This is a genomic window from Aneurinibacillus sp. XH2 (assembly GCF_001439585.2).
Classification (GTDB): domain Bacteria; phylum Bacillota; class Bacilli; order Aneurinibacillales; family Aneurinibacillaceae; genus Aneurinibacillus; species Aneurinibacillus thermoaerophilus.
This window is the reverse complement of the sequence record NZ_CP014140.1, coordinates 3,547,501-3,565,007: the sequence shown is the minus strand read 5'-3', so window position 1 is coordinate 3,565,007 and position 17,507 is coordinate 3,547,501. Positions and strand designations below refer to the sequence as shown.

11 protein-coding genes, 1 rRNA gene and 1 pseudogene (1 of these 13 running past the window's edge) are annotated in these 17,507 nt (G+C 46.5%); 11 read left to right on the top strand and 2 right to left on the bottom strand.

Annotated elements, in window-relative coordinates:
• Window positions 1-163 precede the first annotated feature (163 nt).
• From ACH33_RS17890 to tuf, 8 genes are all read left to right on the top strand, one after another.
• Window positions 164-763: a class I SAM-dependent methyltransferase gene (locus tag ACH33_RS17890; RefSeq protein WP_057897075.1), complete on the top strand. Its 600-nt coding sequence runs from the start codon at window positions 164-166 to the stop codon at window positions 761-763.
• Window positions 764-1,023: 260 nt separating this feature from the next.
• Window positions 1,024-4,551 (top strand): DNA-directed RNA polymerase subunit beta, encoded by a 3,528-nt coding sequence (gene rpoB, locus ACH33_RS17885; protein ID WP_057897074.1) that lies wholly within the window; start codon window positions 1,024-1,026, stop codon window positions 4,549-4,551.
• 35 nt (window positions 4,552-4,586) lie between these two features.
• Window positions 4,587-8,228 (top strand): DNA-directed RNA polymerase subunit beta', encoded by a 3,642-nt coding sequence (gene rpoC, locus ACH33_RS17880; protein WP_057897073.1) that lies wholly within the window; start codon window positions 4,587-4,589, stop codon window positions 8,226-8,228.
• 80 nt (window positions 8,229-8,308) lie between these two features.
• Entirely contained in the window at window positions 8,309-8,554 is a 246-nt protein-coding gene (locus tag ACH33_RS17875; RefSeq protein ID WP_057897072.1) for a 50S ribosomal protein L7ae-like protein, read from the top strand.
• A gap of 154 nt (window positions 8,555-8,708) precedes the next feature.
• The gene (rpsL, locus tag ACH33_RS17870) at window positions 8,709-9,131 is read left to right on the top strand and encodes a 30S ribosomal protein S12 (protein WP_057897071.1); all 423 of its coding nucleotides are present in this window, start codon (window positions 8,709-8,711) and stop codon (window positions 9,129-9,131) included.
• 59 nt (window positions 9,132-9,190) lie between these two features.
• A complete protein-coding gene (rpsG, locus tag ACH33_RS17865; RefSeq protein ID WP_057897070.1) occupies window positions 9,191-9,661 on the top strand; it encodes a 30S ribosomal protein S7 in 471 nt (156 codons plus the stop codon).
• A gap of 69 nt (window positions 9,662-9,730) precedes the next feature.
• Window positions 9,731-11,812: an elongation factor G gene (fusA, locus tag ACH33_RS17860; protein ID WP_057897069.1), complete on the top strand. Its 2,082-nt coding sequence runs from the start codon at window positions 9,731-9,733 to the stop codon at window positions 11,810-11,812.
• A 143-nt stretch (window positions 11,813-11,955) separates the two neighbouring features.
• Window positions 11,956-13,146 carry an elongation factor Tu gene (gene tuf, locus ACH33_RS17855; protein WP_057897068.1) on the top strand — a complete coding sequence of 397 codons (1,191 nt, stop codon included), beginning with the start codon at window positions 11,956-11,958 and terminating at the stop codon, window positions 13,144-13,146.
• A gap of 425 nt (window positions 13,147-13,571) precedes the next feature.
• Here the strand turns inward: tuf and ftsW are convergent, their stop codons facing one another.
• Complete coding sequence (ftsW, locus tag ACH33_RS17850) at window positions 13,572-14,759, bottom strand: putative lipid II flippase FtsW (RefSeq protein ID WP_057897067.1); 1,188 nt, start codon at window positions 14,757-14,759, stop codon at window positions 13,572-13,574.
• Between the two features lie 289 nt (window positions 14,760-15,048).
• Here ftsW and phoU point away from each other — a divergent pair, with 289 nt between their 5' ends.
• A complete protein-coding gene (phoU, locus tag ACH33_RS17845; protein WP_057897066.1) occupies window positions 15,049-15,693 on the top strand; it encodes a phosphate signaling complex protein PhoU in 645 nt (214 codons plus the stop codon).
• Between the two features lie 78 nt (window positions 15,694-15,771).
• Here the strand turns inward: phoU and ACH33_RS17840 are convergent, their stop codons facing one another.
• Window positions 15,772-16,002 carry a glutaredoxin family protein gene (locus ACH33_RS17840; protein WP_057897065.1) on the bottom strand — a complete coding sequence of 77 codons (231 nt, stop codon included), beginning with the start codon at window positions 16,000-16,002 and terminating at the stop codon, window positions 15,772-15,774.
• A 165-nt stretch (window positions 16,003-16,167) separates the two neighbouring features.
• Between ACH33_RS17840 and ACH33_RS20275 the strand changes: the two are divergent.
• Both ACH33_RS20275 and ACH33_RS17835 read left to right on the top strand, forming a co-directional pair.
• A pseudogene (locus ACH33_RS20275) lies at window positions 16,168-16,266 on the top strand (transposase); the annotation flags it as partial.
• A gap of 394 nt (window positions 16,267-16,660) precedes the next feature.
• Window positions 16,661-17,507 (top strand): 16S ribosomal RNA (locus ACH33_RS17835); it runs 694 nt beyond the window's last position.

Here is a 17,507-nt window from a genome sequence, read left to right as displayed (position 1 = left end):
CACGATAAAGCCCGGCGTATCAGATACGCCGGGCTTTATCTCCTTAGAAATAAACTGTGAAACACTTGCGAAGCGTGCTCGTCTTGCTTTTTGACATCACGTTTAGCAACTCGTCCTTTTTGTATATAATAATTGAAGAATTGTAAGAAGCGGGGTGGCACGGATGGAGCACTACTATACGAATCAACCTGGAGCCGACAGCAAAGAACAGAGCTTTACGTTCACCTTGCGGGGCAGAGAGTTTCGTTTTGTTACTGATCGCAGCGTCTTTTCAAAGAATCGCATTGATTTCGGAAGTGTACTTCTGATTGAAACAATGGAAATAAAAGATGGAATGGACGTTCTCGATGTGGGCTGCGGGTATGGTCCGATTGGCATGTCCGCCGCGACGTTGACGCCTTCCGGCAACGTGTTGATGCTGGATGTGAATGAGCGGGCAGTGTCGCTTGCAAACCGTAATTTGCAATTGAACGAAATCTCAAACGCGGAGGCAATTGTAAGCGACCGCTTTTCTGCTGTTCCTGTAGGCAAAAAATTTCATGTGATTTTAACGAATCCCCCGATTCGTGCCGGTAAACAGATTGTGCATGGGATTTTTGAAGAAGCTTTGGCTTATCTTGTGCCGGGCGGGAGCCTCTGGGTTGTCATTCAGAAAAAGCAGGGTGCTCCTTCCGCTCTTGCGAAACTACAGGAATTGTACTCTGAAGTTCGAGAGGTCGCCAAAAAGAAAGGATACTTCGTGTTTCAGGCAATAAGATCTTAAGTTGACATTATTTTTCGATTATGGTATCGTTATTTAATGCCACTGATTATGTGAACGAATAAGTGGAAGTTGCACAAAATGTCAACCTTTTTTTTATTAATAGTAAAGAAAGAGCAATCGGATGAAGTATGACAATATTATCTCTAGGGAATACTGAGGTAATATCAACATCCGGTTCTTCAAATGCATAAAGTCTTCTCTACATATTAGGAAGGCTTTGTTCTTTTTTGTGCAAAAACTCCGTTTGAGAGGTGAATAAGTTGGCAGGTCATCTAATTCAGTGTGGACGTTATCGCCAGCGTCGCAGCTACGCAAGAATTAAAGAGGTAATGGAATTACCTAACCTGATCGAAATCCAGCAGAAATCATACCAATGGTTCTTGGATGAGGGACTTCGCGAAATGTTCCATGAGATTTCTCCGATTCAGGATTTCACAGGTAATCTTGTTCTTGAGTTCATCGATTATAGTTTAGGCGAACCGAAGTATTCTGTCGATGAAGCAAAAGAACGAGATGTAACGTATGCTGCTCCGCTGCGTGTGAAAGTTCGTCTCATCAACAAAGAAACGGGAGAAGTCAAAGAACAAGAAGTATTCATGGGCGATTTCCCGCTTATGACGGAGACGGGGACTTTCATTATCAATGGAGCTGAGAGGGTTATTGTCAGTCAGCTTGTTCGTTCTCCTAGCGTTTATTTCAGCACAAAAGTAGATAAGAATGGCAAGCAAGCGTATGCGGCGACGGTGATTCCGAACCGGGGCGCATGGCTTGAACTTGAAACTGACGCCAAGGATATTATCTATGTTCGTATCGACCGTACAAGGAAGATCCCGGTTACGGTTCTTTTGCGTGCTCTGGGCTTCGGTACGGACGTGGAAATCCTCAATTTGCTCGGGGAAGACGAGTATATCAAAAATACGCTGGAAAAGGATAACACAGATTCAACGGAAAAAGCGCTCATTGAAATCTATGAAAGATTGCGTCCAGGTGAACCGCCAACTGTAGAAAACGCAAAGAGCCTGCTTATTTCCCGGTTCTTCGACCCGAAGCGATACGATTTGGCGAATGTTGGTCGTTACAAAATTAATAAAAAGCTTCATATTAAAAATAGATTATATAATCAGCGCCTAGCTGAAACACTAATTGATACGTCTACTGGTGAAATTATCGCAGAAGCCGGTCAAATCATAGACCGTCGTTTGTTGGATCGCATTTTGCCGTATTTGGAAGACAGCGTTGGCTTCACAACCATAAAGCCTCGCGGTGGCGTGCTGGAAGAAGACATTCGTCTGCAGGCAATTAACATTTTCTCGCCGATTGAAGACGGAAAAGTGATTAAAGTTATTTCCAATGGCATGATTGATAAAAAGGTCAAACATATTACGCCAGCCGACATTATTGCTTCCATTAATTACTTTATTAATCTGCTGCATGGCGTTGGTTCTACTGACGATATTGACCATTTAGGTAATCGTCGCTTACGTTCTGTAGGAGAGCTTTTGCAGAACCAGTTCCGTATCGGCTTGTCTCGTATGGAGCGAGTTGTTCGCGAACGTATGTCTATTCAGGATGCAAACGCGATTACACCACAGGCGCTCATTAATATTCGCCCTGTGATCGCGGCGATTAAAGAGTTCTTTGGAAGTTCGCAGCTCTCACAATTTATGGATCAGACCAATCCGCTCGCGGAACTTACGCATAAGCGTCGTTTGTCCGCGCTTGGTCCTGGCGGCTTAACGCGCGAACGCGCAGGCTTCGAAGTGCGTGACGTTCACCATTCGCACTATGGCCGCATGTGTCCGATTGAGACTCCGGAAGGTCCGAACATTGGTTTGATTAACTCGTTGTCTACGTATGCGCGAATCAATGAGTATGGCTTTATTGAAACACCACGGCGAAGAGTCGATCCAGAAACAGGCCGCGTAACTGATGAGATCGTATATTTGACGGCGGATGAAGAAGATGTATACAATGTCGCGCAGGCGAACGTGCCGTTGACAGAAGACGGATATTTTGCTAGTGAGACGGTGATTTGTCGCCGTAAGGGTGAAATTATTACTGTGCCGCGGGATAAAGTTGATTTTATGGACGTTTCTCCGAAGCAGGTCGTATCTGTAGCGACGGCAATGATTCCGTTCTTGGAAAATGACGACGCCAACCGCGCTCTTATGGGTGCAAACATGCAGCGTCAGGCTGTTCCTTTGCTTGTACCGGAAGCGCCATTTATCGGTACAGGTATGGAATACAAAGCGGCGAAAGACTCTGGGGTTGCTACGATTGCTCGCCATTCTGGCGTTGTTGAGCGTGTAACCGCGCGGGAAATTTGGATTCGCCGTCAGGGAGAAGTAGACGGTCGCACAGTGATGGGTGACATTGATAAGTATAAACTGCATAAATTTGAGCGCTCTAATCAAGGAACATGTATTAATCAGCGTCCTATCGTGAAGAAGGGCGAGTTTGTGAATGCGGGAGACATTATTGCGGATGGCCCTTCCACGGAGAAAGGTGAGCTGGCATTGGGCCGCAACGTTGTAGTTGCATTCATGACATGGGAAGGTTACAACTATGAGGACGCCATTCTGTTGAGCGAAAAGCTTGTAAAAGAGGATGTATATACTTCTATTCATATCGAAGAATATGAAGCGGAAGCGCGTGATACGAAGCTCGGACCGGAAGAAATTACGCGCGATATTCCGAACGTTGGGGAAGATGCGTTGCGCAATTTGGATGAGCGTGGTATTGTTCGCATCGGTGCTGAAATTAAAGACGGTGACATTCTCGTAGGCAAAGTTACTCCGAAAGGTGTAACCGAGCTTACCGCTGAAGAGCGCCTATTGCACGCTATCTTTGGTGAAAAAGCGCGCGAAGTGCGCGATACGTCCCTTCGCGTACCGCATGGTGGTTCCGGTATTGTCGTTGATGTTAAAGTGTTTACCCGTGAGAACGGAGACGAATTGCCGCCGGGTGTAAATCAACTTGTGCGTGTGTATATCGCACAAAAGCGTAAGATTTCTGTAGGTGACAAGATGGCGGGACGTCACGGTAATAAAGGGGTTATCGCTCGTATTCTTCCGGAAGAAGATATGCCGTTTCTACCGGATGGTACGCCCGTAGAGGTTGTATTGAATCCGTTAGGTGTACCATCGCGGATGAACATTGGTCAGGCCTTGGAAGTGCATCTGGGTATGGCCGCTAAAGCACTCGGTATCCATATGGCTACCCCGGTATTCGACGGTGCAACGGAAGAAGATGTATTCGACACGCTGGAAGAAGCGGGTTTAAGCCGCACAGGCAAAACCATTCTGTATGACGGGCGTACAGGTGAGCCGTTTGACCGTGAAGTAACGGTAGGAGTTATGTACATGATTAAATTGGCTCACATGGTTGACGACAAAATTCATGCCCGTTCTACAGGACCATACTCTCTCGTTACCCAGCAGCCGCTTGGCGGTAAGGCACAATTCGGTGGCCAACGTTTTGGGGAAATGGAGGTATGGGCGCTCGAAGCGTACGGTGCTGCTTATACACTCCAGGAGATCCTCACCGTCAAGTCGGACGATGTAGTAGGCCGCGTGAAAACGTACGAAGCTATTGTTAAAGGAGAAAATGTACCGGAACCTGGTGTACCGGAGTCCTTTAAAGTATTGATCAAAGAGCTGCAAAGTTTAGGTATGGATGTGAAAATCCTCGCTGAAGACGAACAGGAAATTGAAATGCGGGATACGGATGAAGACGAGGAAACATCTGGAGATAAACTTCACCTGAACATTAGCGGTGCCGAAGAGTAAAGGATGAAACCGGGAAGTAATGGGAGGTATGCGCCTTGTTAGATGTCAATAATTTTGAATATATGAAGATCGGCCTTGCATCACCCGATAAGATTCGTTCCTGGTCTTACGGAGAGGTCAAAAAACCGGAAACCATTAACTACCGGACCTTAAAACCGGAAAAAGAAGGCTTGTTCTGCGAGAAAATTTTCGGGCCGACAAAAGACTGGGAATGTCATTGCGGAAAGTACAAACGTGTTCGTTATAAAGGCGTAGTTTGCGATCGTTGCGGCGTTGAAGTAACCCGTGCGAAAGTGCGCCGGGAGCGCATGGGGCACATTGAATTGGCTGCCCCTGTCTCCCATATCTGGTATTTTAAAGGGATTCCGAGCCGTATGGGTCTTGTGCTTGACATGTCCCCACGCTCTCTAGAAGAGGTTATCTATTTCGCATCTTATGTTGTTATCGATCCAGGCGAAACGCCGCTTGAGAAAAAGCAATTGCTTTCTGAGAAAGAGTACCGCAACTATCGCGAGAAGTACGGTTCTTCTTTTACCGCTATGATGGGCGCAGAAGCGATTAAGCGTCTGCTTGCGGAAATCGACCTTGATAAAGAAGTGGACTGCTTAAAAGAGGAGCTGAAATCAGCGCAAGGCCAGCGCCGGAACCGTGTGATCAAGCGGTTGGAAGTATTGGAGGCATTTCGTAATTCTGGAAACCGTCCGGAATGGATGGTGTTGGATGTGTTGCCGGTTATTCCGCCAGAACTTCGTCCGATGGTGCAACTGGACGGCGGCCGTTTTGCAACCTCCGATTTGAACGATTTGTATCGCCGGGTTATTAACCGGAATAACCGCTTAAAGCGTTTGCTTGATCTTGGTGCGCCGGATATCATTGTACAGAATGAGAAGCGTATGTTACAGGAAGCGGTAGACGCTCTGATAGACAATGGCCGTCGCGGCCGTCCTGTAACCGGGCCGGGCAATCGTCCGCTGAAGTCTCTCAGCCATATGCTGAAAGGTAAACAGGGGCGTTTTCGGCAAAACCTGCTTGGTAAGCGTGTGGACTACTCTGGGCGTTCCGTTATTGTCGTAGGCCCGCAGTTGAAAATGTACCAGTGCGGTTTGCCAAAAGAAATGGCGCTAGAATTGTTCAAGCCTTTTGTCATGAAAGAGCTTGTCGCAAAAGGTCTTGCGCACAATATTAAATCTGCGAAGCGTAAAGTGGAACGCGTGCATCCGGAAGTCTGGGATGTTCTCGAGGATGTAATCAAAGAACACCCGGTTCTTTTAAATCGTGCTCCCACATTGCATAGACTCGGCATTCAGGCTTTTGAACCCACGCTTGTTGAGGGGCGTGCGATTCGGTTGCATCCGCTCGTATGTACGGCATATAATGCCGACTTTGACGGTGACCAGATGGCTGTACACGTTCCATTGTCTGCGGAAGCGCAGGCGGAAGCGCGTCTGCTGATGCTTGCGGCGCAGAACATCCTTAACCCGAAAGACGGCAAGCCGGTTGTTACGCCGTCGCAGGACATGGTACTTGGCACGTACTATCTGACGATGGAAGATAAGACTTCTAAAGGAGAAGGCAAAGTTTTCTCCAATCCGAATCAGGCGATCGCGGCTTATGCGAATGGACATATTACACTTCATGCCCGTATCGCTCTGCCGCCGAAGAGCCTGAACAAAACTTCCTTCACACCGGAACAATTTGCGGCTCCGTTGATGGTAACAACGGTCGGAAAATTAATTTTCAATGAAATTTTCCCGCCTGAGCTACCATATATTAATGAGCCGACGAAAGAAAATCTTCAGAAGAAAGTGCCGGATAAGTTCTTTATTTTTGAAAAAGGTACGAACGTGCGCGAATTCCTAGAGAAGTTGCCTGAGCAAGACGCGGTCAAAAAAGGGTATCTAGGAACGATTATCGCTGAATGCTTCCGTCGCTTCGGCACGACGCAGACATCGATCATACTCGACAAAATTAAGGAGAATGGTTTTAAATATTCCACGCAGGCTGGTATTACTGTTGCTGTTGCCGACATCAAAACTCCGCCAGAGAAGCAACAAATTCTCGAAGAAGCGGAGAAAAAAGTTCAATCGGTTATGCAGCAATATCGTCGCGGTTTAATTACAGAAAACGAGCGTTACGACCGCGTTATCAGCATCTGGAGCAAAGCAAAGGACGATGTTACGAAAGTGCTTATGGCGTCGCTTGATAAGTTTAACGCCATTAATATGATGGCGACATCCGGCGCCCGTGGTAACGTGTCACAGATTACACAGCTTGCCGGCATGCGCGGTCTTATGGCAAACCCGTCCGGCCGTATCATCGAACTTCCGATCAAGTCCAACTTCCGCGAAGGCTTAACTGTATTGGAGTACTTTATTTCCACACATGGTGCGCGGAAAGGTTTGGCAGACACAGCGTTGCGTACAGCTGACTCAGGTTACTTAACCCGTCGCCTCGTCGACGTTGCACAGGATGTGATTGTCCGTGAAGAGGATTGTGGTACGGATAAAGGCGTTGTGGCAACTGCGCTTCGTGACGGGAATGAAATCATTGAGGAATTGCAGGATCGAATTGTTGGGCGTTATTCGTTCCAAACAGTGCGCCATCCAGAAACAGGGGAAATTATTGTCGGTCGAAATCAGCTCATTGATGAAAAAATTGCGGAAGAAATTGTGGCCGCAGGTATTACGGAGGTCAATATCCGTTCCGTTATCGGTTGCCGTACGCAGCATGGTGTATGCCGGAAATGCTACGGTCGTAATCTGGCGACGGGCAATGTAGTGGATATCGGTGAATCTGTTGGTATTATCGCGGCTCAATCTATCGGTGAGCCAGGTACGCAGTTAACGATGCGTACATTCCACACCGGTGGTGTTGCCGGCGATGACATTACGCAAGGTCTTCCGCGTATCCAGGAGTTGTTTGAGGCCCGGAATCCGAAAGGCCAGGCTGTTATTACCGAAATTGAAGGTGAAGTTATCGACATTCGCGAAGGCAAAGATCGGCGCGAAGTCGAAATTCGCGGGGAAACCGAGAATAAAGTATATCAAATTCCTTACGGTTCCCGTTTGAAAGTGTTCGTTGGTTCCAAAGTGGATCTTGGTGAAGAATTAACCGAAGGCTCCATTGACCCGAAAGAAATGCTTAAGATCCGCGGTATGCGTGGCGTTCAATACTATATTTTGCAGGAAGTACAGAAAGTATATCGTATGCAGGGTGTAGAAATTAACGACAAGCATATTGAGGTTATGATTCGCCAGATGCTGCGCAAAGTGCGTATCATTGACAGCGGGGATACTGAACTCTTGCCAGGTTCTTATGTGGAAATCCATGAGTTCGAAGAGGCGAATAAGAAAGCGCTCTGGGATGGAAAACAGCCTGCAGTGGCACGTCCGGTGCTGCTTGGTATCACAAAAGCGTCGCTTGAGACCGATTCATTCCTGTCTGCAGCATCGTTCCAGGAAACAACGCGTGTCCTTACTGATGCTGCCATTAAAGGAAAAGTTGACCGCTTGTTAGGTCTGAAGGAAAATGTTATTATAGGTAAGCTGTTGCCTGCGGGCACAGGTATGACTCGCTATCGCAACATTGCTTTGAAGCATGAACTCATGCCGGCTGAAGAAGTTGCGGAAGAGGCACTTGATGAAAGTCAGTTGAAAGATGTTATACTGGAAAAATAGTATGTAAAATTGTTGACACGCTCTATTGCAGGTGATATGATATTTGAGTGTGCCTAATACCTACTTTGGAGGATATGCAAATGTCTTATGAAAAAGTGGAGCAGGCCAAATCACTTGTAATCGGAACAAAGCAGACCACAAGGGCCATTGAGGCCGGAACGGTAGCGGAAGTTATCGTTGCTAGGGATGCTGATACCAGATTAACCGGAAAGGTTATTTCCCTTTGCCAAGATAAAGGTCTACCGGTTCATTACGTCGATTCGATGCGCCGTCTCGGCAAGGCATGCGGGATCGATGTAGGAGCCGCGGTGGTTGGTTTAAAATAATAATATGTAAGTTTAACTTTGTTTTTGCTTATTCTCGGGCATTAAAACGTAAGGTTTGATGCCCGAGAGCAAAAACTTTTCGTTTGCTTATGGATGAACCACCAGGACCTGTGGTCTTAAATTTTATTTGCAACATTGGAAGGAGGTGCGACGCATGCCTACAATTAACCAGCTCGTGCGTAAAGGTCGCGAAAAGAAAGTGTACAAATCCAAATCTCCAGCTCTTGGAAAAGGCTATAACAGCATGAAGAAGGAGATGACTGACACGAACTCCCCGCAAAAACGTGGTGTGTGTACTCGTGTTGGTACCATGACACCGAAAAAACCAAACTCTGCGTTGCGTAAATATGCTCGTGTACGTTTGTCAAACGGAATCGAGGTTACTGCATATATTCCAGGGATTGGTCACAATCTGCAAGAACACAGCGTTGTTCTTATCCGTGGCGGCCGTGTAAAGGATCTGCCGGGTGTACGTTACAAAATCATACGTGGTGCACTTGATACAGCAGGCGTACAAAATCGTCTTCAAGCTCGTTCTAAATACGGTGCGAAACGTCCGAAAGCGCCGAAAGCGTAATTTGCTTGAAGCAATATGAGAGATAACGTGAAAATTGACGGAAAAGGAGGGGAAAAAGAATGCCACGTAAAGGTCCAGTACCTCGTCGTGATGTATTACCTGACCCGATTTACAACAGCAAACTGGTAACTCGCCTTATCAACCGCATGATGATTGACGGTAAGCGCGGTGTTGCTCAACGTATTCTATACAATGCTTTTGATATGGTGAAGGAGCGCACTGGCCGCGATCCGATGGAAGTGTTTGAAGAAGCGCTGAAAAACATCATGCCGGTTCTTGAAGTACGCGCTCGTCGTGTAGGTGGTGCAAACTATCAAGTTCCGGTAGAAGTTCGTCCGGAGCGCCGCACTACGCTTGGACTCCGCTGGTTGGTAGAGTACTCCCGCAAACGCGGCGAGAAAACAATGGAAGAGCGCCTGGCAGCAGAAATCATCGATGCTGCGAATAACACTGGCGCCGCTGTGAAAAAGCGTGAAGACACGCATAAAATGGCGGAAGCGAACAAAGCGTTTGCTCACTACCGCTGGTAGAATGCAAAGCGGACGTTGGTCCGCTTTCCTTTGCCAAATCTCTAAGATGAGAAAGGGGCTAGTACTTACATGGGACGCGAATTCCCCTTAGTCAAAACTCGTAATATTGGTATCATGGCTCACATTGATGCCGGTAAAACCACAACAACAGAACGTATTCTGTTCTACACAGGCCGTGTTCATAAAATCGGTGAAACTCACGAAGGCGCTTCACAAATGGACTGGATGGAGCAGGAGCAAGAGCGTGGTATTACGATTACTTCTGCTGCTACGACAGCACAATGGAAGGGCCACCGCATCAATATTATTGACACGCCAGGCCACGTAGACTTCACAGTTGAAGTAGAACGTTCGCTTCGCGTCCTTGATGGTGCGGTTGCTGTTCTCGATGCGCAGTCGGGTGTAGAACCGCAAACGGAAACAGTATGGCGTCAGGCTACGACATATGGTGTACCACGCATTGTATTTGTCAACAAGATGGACAAAATTGGTGCGGATTTCCTCTACTCTGTGCGCACACTGCATGAACGCCTGCAAGCGAATGCGCATCCGATCCAAATGCCGATTGGTGTAGAGGATGCATTCCGTGGAATCATCGATCTTGTTGAGAAGAAGACATACATCTATACAAACGATCTTGGTACAGATATTGAGATCACTGAAGGTTTTCCGGCTGAATTCGCAGATCAAGCAGAAGAGCTTCGCAATCAGTTAATTGAAGCAGTTGCTGAATTTGATGAAGAACTAATGATGAAATATTTAGAAGGTGAAGAGATCACGGTTGAAGAGCTTAAAGCGGTGATCCGCAAAGCTACGATTAGCGTTCAGTTCTTCCCAGTAACTTGTGGTTCAGCCTTTAAAAACAAAGGTGTTCAACCGATGCTTGATGCTGTGATCGATTACCTCCCGTCACCGATCGATATTCCGGCAATTAAAGGTGTGGTTCCGGATAGCAATGAGGAGGTAACACGCGAATCGACTGACGACGGTCCGTTCTCAGCGCTTGCGTTTAAAATCATGACTGACCCTTATGTAGGTAAACTGACGTTCTTCCGCGTATATTCTGGTACGCTTGATTCCGGCTCATACGTGTTGAACTCTACTAAAGGTAAGCGTGAACGTATCGGTCGTATCCTACAAATGCACGCAAACCATCGCGAAGAAATCAAGAAGGCTTATGCTGGTGACATTGCGGCGGCTGTAGGTTTGAAGGATACAACAACTGGGGATACTCTCTGTGATGAGAAGCACCCTGTAATTCTTGAATCTATGGAATTCCCTGAGCCAGTTATCGAGATTGCAATTGAGCCGAAGACAAAAGCTGACCAAGATAAGATGGGTATGGCTCTTGCAAAGCTGGCAGAGGAAGACCCAACATTCAAGACATGGACCGATGAAGAAACAGGCCAGACGATCATCGCCGGTATGGGTGAGCTGCACCTTGACATCATTGTTGACCGCCTGAAACGTGAATTTAAAGTCGAAGCGAATGTTGGCGCGCCGCAGGTTGCGTACAAAGAAACTTTCCGTTCTGCTGCGAAGGTTGAAGGTAAGTTTGTTCGTCAGTCCGGCGGTCGTGGTCAATACGGTCACGTTATCGTGGAATTCGAACCGGTTGAAGCTGGTACAGGCTTCGTATTCGAAAACAAAATCGTCGGTGGTGCGATTCCAAAAGAATACATCCCGGCTGTTCAAGCAGGTATCGAAGAAGCTATGCAAAATGGTGTTCTTGCAGGTTACCCTGTGCTTGACTTGAAGGCGACTCTCGTAGATGGTAGTTACCACGATGTAGACTCATCCGAGATGGCGTTCAAAATTGCAGGTTCTCTCGCTCTAAAAGAAGCGGCTAAGAAATGTAATCCGGTATTGCTTGAGCCAATGATGAAAGTTGAAGTTGTTGTACCGGAAGAATACATGGGCGACATCATGGGTGACATTAACTCTCGTCGCGGACGTATCGAAGGTATGGAAGCCCGCGGTAACGCGCAAGTGGTTCGTGGCTTTGTACCGCTTTCCGAAATGTTTGGTTACGCAACAACATTGCGTTCCCGTACGCAAGGTCGCGGTACTTACACTATGCACTTCGATCACTATGAAGAAATGCCGAAGAATATCGCTGAGGAGATTGTTAAGAAATCCAAAGGCGAGTAATTTTTCGTAAAACCCCTTTATCGTAACTGAAGAAAGGTTTAAAATGTGTAGGTGGGTGCATACCCTTTGCGCATTTGGACCTTTCTTTACAAATACTTAACTTCTTAAAAAACCAACCTTAAATTAAGGAGGCTTTTTACCAAATGGCTAAAGAAAAATTTGAGCGGACCAAACCGCACGTAAACATTGGTACTATTGGTCACGTTGACCACGGTAAAACCACTCTGACAGCAGCTATCACAACTGTGCTTGCTCAACAAGGTAAAGCTAAAGCTATGGCGTACGATTCTATCGACGCTGCTCCGGAAGAGCGCGAGCGCGGTATCACAATCTCTACTGCACACGTTGAGTACGAGACTGAAAATCGCCACTATGCGCACGTTGACTGCCCGGGTCACGCTGACTACGTTAAGAACATGATTACTGGTGCTGCTCAAATGGACGGAGCTATCCTGGTAGTATCCGCTGCTGACGGTCCGATGCCGCAAACTCGTGAGCACATCCTGCTTTCTCGCCAAGTAGGCGTTCCTTACATCGTTGTATTCATGAACAAGTGCGACATGGTTGACGATGAAGAGCTGCTTGAACTGGTTGAAATGGAAATCCGTGACCTGCTCTCTGAATACGAGTTCCCGGGAGACGAAATTCCGGTTATCAAAGGTTCTGCTAAAGAAGCTCTTGACAATCCAAGTGGCGAATGGGCTCAAAAAATCCTTGAGCTGATGGAAGCTGTTGACAACTACATCCCGACTCCGGAACGTGCTGTTGATCAACCGTTCTTGATGCCGGTAGAGGACGTGTTCTCTATCACTGGTCGTGGTACTGTTGCTACTGGCCGTGTAGAGCGCGGTGTAGTTAAAGTTGGTGACCAAGTAGAAATCATTGGTCTGACTGACGAGCCGAAGTCTACAACTGTAACAGGTGTAGAAATGTTCCGCAAACTGCTCGATCAAGCAGAAGCTGGTGACAACATCGGTGCTCTGCTTCGTGGTATCGATCGTAAAGAAATCGAGCGCGGACAAGTTCTGGCTAAACCAGGTTCTGTAAAACCGCATACTGAATTCACAGCTCAAGTTTACGTTCTGTCTAAAGAAGAAGGTGGACGTCATACTCCGTTCTTCTCTAACTACCGTCCGCAATTCTACTTCCGTACAACAGACGTAACTGGTATCATTAAGCTGCCGGAAGGCACAGAAATGGTTATGCCTGGTGACAACGTTGAGATCACTGTTGAGCTCATCAGCCCGATTGCTATGGAAGAAGGTACTCGTTTCGCTATCCGCGAAGGTGGCCGCACAGTTGGCGCGGGTACTGTTGCTAAAGTCATCAAGTAATTTCTGTACAACGTATATAAAAAACCTGGTCTAATGACCAGGTTTTTTATGTGCCTTTTATTACTAGCAGGTATGTTTTTTATGCGTTTCAATTAACTCATGCACGACCAGATTAATATCTGTGGCATCAATCGGGATGAACTTACCCTCGTACTCCTATTTTTTGTAGTGATAAAGGGGATCGTAATATGCTTTTAGAATAGTGCGGATATGAAGCAGGTGTTGTTGAATCGAAGCGTATAGGCCGTGTTTTCGATGCGCATTCAGGCATGCTTCATGTGCGCTAGTATGCGTTTTTCGCAGATAGAAAGAACTCGCGTGCTGCGCTTGTCCTTTTGTCGCTTATGTAGCAAAAATCATTTCACTACGTTGTTTCACGATCGTATAAAAAAGAACCGTCTCTAAAAACAGACGGTTCTTTTGGCTTATGCTTTTCTTCGTTGGCTTATAACGGTAAGCGTTGGTTGTTTTGCTTGCTTTTCTTCTCCTATTAGCTTTTGTAGACGCTGCTTATAAACTTCGCGTGAAATACTAAGCACAATGCCGATGCTAATCAGGCAAACCAATAATGATGAACCACCATAGCTGATAAAAGGAAGCGGCACTCCCGTAATTGGAATCAGACCCGTGACGCCCCCGACGTTAATAAAGGCCTGTATAAAAATCATGCTTACTACGCCAACGCCGACCAATGTCGCAAAAGTGTCTTTGACTCGCAGCGCAATGACAAGGATCCTCCATAAGAAAAAAAGATATACAAGCAAAAAGATACAAGCCCCGATAAATCCAAGTTCTTCCGCCATAATAGAAAAAATAAAATCGGTTTGTGCTTCAGGAAGGTATAAGTACTTTTCAATACTTTTTCCAAATCCGGCGCCAGTAATTCCGCCGTGCGCAAGGGCAAAATAAGAGTGTGCAAGCTGGTATCCGTGCCCTAAACCGCTTAATCCATCCGCCCAGGGGTCCCCGAAGTGTAACAGCCGGTTTCTCCGGTATTCAGAAAGAATAATGAATAAAAAGCCAACGATTCCAACAGGGATTCCAAACATGAACAAATGCTTGAGATTTGCTCCTCCGGCAACAATAACAGTTACAGCGGTCATCATAAGGATGGCAGCTGAGCCAAAGTCCGGCTGGATGGCGATCATCATGCAGAAGATGCTGACAATAACCAGTACAGGTAGAAGTCCTGTTTTTAAGTCTCGGATTTTGCCCCCCTTCTTAGCAATAAGTGCGGATAAATAGATAATGATCGCAAGTTTTGCGAACTCAGCCGGCTGAAGCAAACCGACTCCAAGATTAATCCAACTGCGTGCCCCATTGCGCAAAACACCAATACCAGGGATGAGGACGGCAAGAAGCAGCAGAAAGATAATCAGAGCGATAGTAAGAAAATGTTTTTTATAGAAAGTGTAGGGGACGTTCATAGTAAACAGCATTGCTACCAAACCAATAACAGCCCACATCACTTGCTTTTTTACAAAGTAGGTATCTGTTCCGTAGTTGTAAAGGGAAAAAACAGAACTGGCGCTGTATACGATGACAATTCCAAACCCTACGAGAAAAAGTGTTAGAAGAAGGATGGGAAAATCAGGTCTTCCTCTTGTTTTCATATTCTTCCTCCATATAATAAGGTTTGTTAGTCTATCCAAAACTTAAGCATATTAGTAGTTTACTATACTCAAGCTGGTGAAACAGGGGTATTTTTTCCCTATCTTTGCGATAAATGCCGAGTTCTCAATTTCATCTTATATTAACAAAAATTTAATTGTAATTTAATAATTTACTTTTACTATTATGAAGATGCCGTATTTTCTCGTTTTCTTGATTGTGGGGGAATACCAGGCGATATTTTATGGAAAGTTATGCCTACTTTCTTGAAGAAAGGTGGAGTGTGCCTGGATGCAAGAAGGACAGTTAGAACAGTTAAAAAACGAAATAACGCAGATGGCCCTAATTGCCCAAGCAGGATTTTTTCAGGCGTGGAGTGCTTTTCAGGAAGTGGATCTGAAGTTAGCCAAAGATGTCATTGTGCGTGACGAGAAATTGAATGTACTCGCGGAAAAAATTTTTAAGATGAGTTTAAGCTTGATTGCGCTTCAAGCCCCTGTAGCGACAGATTTACGGACAATTGGCTCATACTTGAAGATCGCCACTGATTTGGAACGAATTGGCGATCATGCAGTTAAAATCGCCAAGGTAGTTGTTCGTCTCAATGGAAAAAAATCCTCTCTTTCCCCGAAAGAAATTCCTATAATGGGAGAAAAAGTGGCAGAAATGCTTGAAGTATGCGTTCAAGCGATTCAATCCGACGATGCTCGCCACCTTCGTCTTCTTGATAATATGGACGATGGCGTCGATGAATATTACAAGAAATGCTTTGACTATATAGAATGGAGCATGGAGAAGCGGCCAGATTTGGTAAAGGAAGGTGTGCAGCTTATTAAGGTGATTCAGTCGCTGGAACGGATCGGCGATCATGCCACGAACATAGGAGAGTGGACGCTGTATATGTGTACCGGAAGCATTGCAGACTTAAATACATGATGAAAAGTACAAAGAAAGCGGCTGTAGGCAGATACTACGGCCGCTTTCTTTGATGTGCCCGGCATGGGCATCATCTTGTTATGCTTCCGACAGAAGCTTATCCAGTTCTGCTGGTTCAAAGCCTTTGATGGCTTTTCCGTTTATGACGGTAACAGGAATTCCCATAACGCCTAATGCTTCAACTTCCTGTTGATATTTTCGATTAGATAATACATCTCGTACTTCAAATGTATGACCTTTTTCTTTTAAGTAATTTTTTACCATTTCGCATGTGCTACATCCGGGGGCGGAGTACACGATAATTGACATATAGAACCCTCCTCACATATATAAGCAGAAACATTCGCGATATGTACTCTTCTTTTGCTTGTTAAAACAAGAAGCGGCCTGGTTTGCAAAAGGTAGGCGAGCACATTCGCGAGTTTTTCTTGCTTACAATTATATAGAAGTTTAACATGACACGCGAGAAGGTTCCTTATTGTGACCGGACGCAAAATCCGAAGCATTCACCGCCTGCGTAACAAGAAGCTCGCAGAGCTTCAGCGCAAAATGAACAAGTGCCAGAAATGCAGCATACATCGCAAACCTGTCCGATTTGCGGGACGAAAAAGAAAGTGACCAGAAGAGGGGTGTCAACAATCTAAAAAGGTATTGACGTACCTTCTTATCATGTGATAATCTAAATCTTGTCGTCACAAAAGTGACTTAAAGAGCTTAAAAAAAGATTTTTAAAAAAAGTTCTTGTAAAAAACTTTTTGATGTTATAAAATAAAAAAGTCGCCGCTAAAAAGAGGCGGAATAAAAGAAGTTCCTTGAAAACTGAACAGTGACACTCGTTTGTGTGCGAGGTAAATATCCCATGAAAGTGAAGGTCAGCTTCAAAGTTGATTTCAGGCACTTTTATGGGGCCCGAAAAACATTCTTTCTTTATTAGCTAGCTTACGAGCTTGCGTATCAATCTTCAACTTTTTTGGAGAGTTTGATCCTGGCTCAGGACGAACGCTGGCGGCGTGCCTAATACATGCAAGTCGAGCGAACCGATGGAGTGCTTGCATTCCTGAGGTTAGCGGCGGACGGGTGAGTAACACGTAGGCAACCTGCCTGTACGACCGGGATAACTCCGGGAAACCGGAGCTAATACCGGATAGGATGCCGAACCGCATGGTTCGGCATGGAAAGGCCTTTGAGTCGCGTACAGATGGGCCTGCGGCGCATTAGCTAGTTGGTGGGGTAACGGCCTACCAAGGCGACGATGCGTAGCCGACCTGAGAGGGTGAACGGCCACACTGGGACTGAGACACGGCCCAGACTCCTACGGGAGGCAGCAGTAGGGAATCTTCCGCAATGGACGAAAGTCTGACGGAGCAACGCCGCGTGAGTGAGGAAGGTCTTCGGATCGTAAAACTCTGTTGTCAGGGAAGAACCGCCGGGATGACCTCCCGGTCTGACGGTACCTGACGAGAAAGCCCCGGCTAACTACGTGCCAGCAGCCGCGGTAATACGTAGGGGGCAAGCGTTGTCCGGAATTATTGGGCGTAAAGCGCGCGCAGGCGGCTTCTTAAGTCAGGTGTGAAAGCCCACGGCTCAACCGTGGAGGGCCATCTGAAACTGGGGAGCTTGAGTGCAGGAGAGGAGAGCGGAATTCCACGTGTAGCGGTGAAATGCGTAGAGATGTGGAGGAACACCAGTGGCGAAGGCGGCTCTCTGGCCTGTAACTGACGCTGAGGCGCGAAAGCGTGGGGAGCAAACAGGATTAGATACCCTGGTAGTCCACGCCGTAAACGATGAGTGCTAGGTGTTGGGGAGTCCACCTC

What these genes read in the sequence shown, in the direction of transcription:
- ftsW (WP_057897067.1), bottom strand. Translation starts at nt 14,759, where the DNA reads ATGAAAACAAGAGGAAGACCTGATTTTCCCATCCTTCTTCTAACACTT.
- tuf (WP_057897068.1), top strand. Translation starts at nt 11,956, where the DNA reads ATGGCTAAAGAAAAATTTGAGCGGACCAAACCGCACGTAAACATTGGT.
- ACH33_RS17875 (WP_057897072.1), top strand. Translation starts at nt 8,309, where the DNA reads ATGTCTTATGAAAAAGTGGAGCAGGCCAAATCACTTGTAATCGGAACA.
- fusA (WP_057897069.1), top strand. Translation starts at nt 9,731, where the DNA reads ATGGGACGCGAATTCCCCTTAGTCAAAACTCGTAATATTGGTATCATG.
- rpsG (WP_057897070.1), top strand. Translation starts at nt 9,191, where the DNA reads ATGCCACGTAAAGGTCCAGTACCTCGTCGTGATGTATTACCTGACCCG.
- ACH33_RS17840 (WP_057897065.1), bottom strand. Translation starts at nt 16,002, where the DNA reads ATGTCAATTATCGTGTACTCCGCCCCCGGATGTAGCACATGCGAAATG.
- phoU (WP_057897066.1), top strand. Translation starts at nt 15,049, where the DNA reads ATGCAAGAAGGACAGTTAGAACAGTTAAAAAACGAAATAACGCAGATG.
- rpsL (WP_057897071.1), top strand. Translation starts at nt 8,709, where the DNA reads ATGCCTACAATTAACCAGCTCGTGCGTAAAGGTCGCGAAAAGAAAGTG.
- ACH33_RS17890 (WP_057897075.1), top strand. Translation starts at nt 164, where the DNA reads ATGGAGCACTACTATACGAATCAACCTGGAGCCGACAGCAAAGAACAG.